Annotated in this window: 1 protein-coding gene; it reads right to left on the bottom strand. The window is 48.0% G+C overall.

Features of this window, described 5'->3' with window-relative positions:
• Positions 1–792 (bottom strand): ISAs1 family transposase (locus ACGF7G_RS22530; RefSeq protein ID WP_387468517.1); only part of this gene is annotated, 792 nt, incomplete at both ends.

Below are 792 nucleotides of genomic sequence, written 5' to 3'. Positions count from 1 at the left end.
CATTGTTTAACCATCGAGCATAATCCTGCTATTAACACCTTGTCCATATAGGCACTATTCATACTGGTCATCTTCCGTTTGCGCCGAATACTGGCTTTTTCACTGGTTTCTGCCCTCAGCATATTGAGAGACAGATGTCGCATACAGGCTAAAATCTCTGCGGAGTCACCACGACAAATAGTACACGCATCTTCATTCATTGAGACATCAAGGACCCAGTGGACACGATTTTCAATTCCCCAATGACCACGCACTGCCGCCGCAAAGCGTGCCGGTTCCAATTCAGCAGAGCTGATATAATATCGATACGCCAGTGATTCTTTGCCTGATTTTTCAAGGCGATAACCCATTGCCACACCGATGCTTTTTACCCCTTTCCAGGCCGGAAATTGCTGCCCCAGTTCATCCGCAGGTAACACATGATATTCTCGGGCTTCAATGCGCCCATGGTCTTGTTCTATCGTCACATTTTCTTTGGTACTGCTCGCCGTAGTTTTCGCCGCCAGGGCCTGTTTGACTGCCCGGTACAAGCGTTCCTGATTGCCTTTCACCGCTAGCAGGTAGTCGCCTCCCTGATGAAGGATCTTTTCTGCAATTTGGGTTTGACACCCCATCGCATCAATAGACACCAGACAACCTTTAATATCCAGCAAATGAATCAATTTCGGGATGGCTTTAATTTCATTGGATTTATGCCCGGTTTTTAGCTGTCCCATCACCACGCCATTAGTGGTCGCAAAGGCGCTGACCATATGGATAGCCAATTGTCGTGTGTTGCCGTTGCCGGTTCCT

Source organism: Photorhabdus sp. RM323S (genome assembly GCF_042879375.1).
In the GTDB taxonomy this organism is placed as follows: Bacteria; Pseudomonadota; Gammaproteobacteria; order Enterobacterales; family Enterobacteriaceae; genus Photorhabdus; species Photorhabdus tasmaniensis.
This window is presented reverse-complemented; position numbering and strand designations above follow the sequence as displayed.